This window comes from Streptomyces sp. NPDC059567, assembly GCF_042735655.1.
Taxonomy (GTDB): Bacteria; Actinomycetota; Actinomycetes; order Streptomycetales; family Streptomycetaceae; genus Streptomyces.
On sequence record NZ_JBHWBS010000159.1, the window covers coordinates 4551 to 6944 of the forward strand.

Genomic DNA, 2394 nt, shown 5'->3' on the forward strand with positions numbered 1-2394 from the left:
CTCCTGCGATGAGGGGGAGGCATCCGGCTTCTCACCGCCAGTGCCCGGCCTCGACCGGCCGGACCGCTCTCAGTCGAGCGTCAGCACCAGCCGGTGCCGTCGTACTTGTGCGAACGGCCGTTGTCGTTCTGCGAGGAGCCGCCCTGGTGGAGCTCGTAGCCCGGGTTGAAGCAGGTGTTCACGGTGCGGTAGTCGCTGAGGGCGTACACCTTCACCGTCACGCTCCACCGGTTCCGCCAGGAGCTGTCCTTGTCGTAGATCTCCGGCTGACCGGAGCCCCAGTTGGAGTCCGCGATGTTGAAGCGGTACATCGGGTACGACTGGCTGAAGCTGCTCGCCTGATAGACACAGAAGTTGCCGTCGTAGCAGTTCCGGTCGACAGCCTGGGCGGGAGCCGAGGCGACCATCGTCATACCGGCCGCGGCGGCGGTGCCGAGAACGGCGGCCATGACTCTGCGCTTGACCATGTGCTCTTCCTTTCACGTGCCAGTGAGTGGGAAAAACGGGTCTTGCCGGTCGAGGAAGCTAGCACAGCGATGGAGAGCCTCGGACGGAACTTTTTGCTCCACGGGACGAGTTCGGGCCAGCGTCCATGAAACGTGGCCGAAATATTGCAGCGGAATGGAATGATTCCGCTCGTGATGAATGCGTGAGTGCCTCCATCGTCTTCGCGCGCAGCCAGTGGGAATCGCGGACAGGCGGGTGGTGCGTGGGAGTGGAGTGGCGAATTCCAACTCCGGTCAATGTGACCCGCATCACACTCCCTTGATCCTCTTTCCGGGTTTCCCCATCCGTGCGGGTTTGACCGGTGATTCCGTCGGCCGTGTCCTCTCTGGTCTAATGGGTTGCTCTTTTGTCGGCGGCTGCTAGGTGGGGGCGCGGTGTTGGATGTACAGAACGGGGCGGCGGCGGAGACGTCCGCCCCGGAGACCGGCGCCGGGCCGCCCGAGGACGGTCCTTCCGCGGTGCCCCTGCGGCCGTACGTCCTCGTGGCGGGCGTGCTCTGCGCGCTGTACTTCCTCTACTCCTGGGTGCAGTACGAGCAGTTCCGTACGCCTTCCTGGGACCTGGGGATCTTCAACCAGTCCGTCAGGGCCTACGCCGAGTTCCGGGCGCCCGTCGTCGACATCAAGGGCCCCGGCTTCCTCATACTCGGGGACCACTTCAGTCCGGTCACCGCACTCCTCGCGCCCCTGTACTGGATCTGGTCCTCCCCGCTCACCCTCCTCTTCGCGCAGGCCGCGCTCTTCGCCGCCTCCGCCGTCGTCGTCGGCCGCACCGCGCAGCAGGTGCTCGGGAGCCGTGCGGCCGGCCTCGGCCTCACCGTGGCCTACGGCCTGTCGTGGGGCCTCCAGGAAGCGGTCAAGTCCGACTTCCACGAGATCGCCTTCGCCGTCCCGCTCCTCGCGCTGACCTGCCGGGCCCTGCTCCTGGGGCGCTGGACCGCCGCCGTCGCCTGGTCCGCCCCCCTCGTCCTCGTCAAGGAGGACATGGGGCTCACCGTCGCCATGGTCGGCGCGGTCCTCTTCGTACGGGGGCAGAAGCGTCTCGGCGCCGCCGTGGCCGCGTTCGGCACCGCCTTCTTCGCCCTGACGGTCCTGGTCCTGATCCCCGCGGCGAGCCGGGTCGGCCAGTACGACTACTGGGCCAAGATCGAGAAGTCGAGCGAGGGGGCCGACGTCTCCTTCGCGCACGCCCTGCTCTCGTCGCTCGGCTCCGACGTGAAGTGGGAGATGCTCTTCTTCCTCGTCGGCATCACCGGCTTCCTCGCCCTGCGCTCCCCGCTGATGCTGCTCGTGCTGCCGACGCTCGGCTGGCGCTTCCTCTCCCAGGACCCGAACCACTGGGGGATGATCTGGCACTACAGCGCCATCCTGATGCCGGTCGTCTTCCTCGCGCTCGTCGACGCCGTCCGGGCCGTCCGGACCTCGCCGCGCGGCTGGCTCGTCGCGTACGGGAAGGTCGCCGTCCCCGTCGTCACGGCCGTCTCGATCGTGATCGCCCTGGACCTCCCGCTGCGGGAGCTGCTCCGCTCGGAGACGTACGCCACGGACCCCCGGACGCTGGACGCGAGGCGTGCGGTCGACGCGGTGCCGGAGGGGGCGAGCGTGGAGACCAACGTGACGCTGATGGCCCACCTCACCGCGGACCGCACCGTCTACTGGGTGGGCGGGGCGAAGGGCGTCAGCCCCGACTACCTCGCCCTCGACCTCGACTCGGGCTGGTCGCAGCCGGTGACGGACCCGGTCCAGCTGGCGGCGTCGCTGCATCCGGAGGCGCGGTACGAGGTGTCGACGCGGGCGGGCCAGTTCGCGGTGCTTCGCCGCGTGTGACGTGTACGTACGCGAAGGGGGGCGGGGGGGGGGGGGGGACCCCCCCCCCCCCCCCCCCCCC

2 protein-coding genes are annotated in these 2394 nt (G+C 68.8%); one reads left to right on the top strand and one right to left on the bottom strand.

Annotated features, from left to right (window positions below; translation table 11 throughout):
- Window positions 1-80: 80 nt before the first annotated feature.
- The gene (locus ACFVZW_RS35805) at window positions 81-467 is read right to left on the bottom strand and encodes a peptidase inhibitor family I36 protein (protein WP_384530607.1); all 387 of its coding nucleotides are present in this window, start codon (window positions 465-467) and stop codon (window positions 81-83) included.
- A gap of 414 nt (window positions 468-881) precedes the next feature.
- On the opposite strand from ACFVZW_RS35805, the gene ACFVZW_RS35810 reads away from it, so the two are divergent.
- Window positions 882-2333 (top strand): DUF2079 domain-containing protein, encoded by a 1452-nt coding sequence (locus tag ACFVZW_RS35810; protein WP_384530609.1) that lies wholly within the window; start codon window positions 882-884, stop codon window positions 2331-2333.
- Window positions 2334-2394: the final 61 nt, after the last annotated feature.

What these genes read in the sequence shown, in the direction of transcription:
- ACFVZW_RS35805 (WP_384530607.1), bottom strand. Translation starts at nt 467, where the DNA reads ATGGTCAAGCGCAGAGTCATGGCCGCCGTTCTCGGCACCGCCGCCGCG.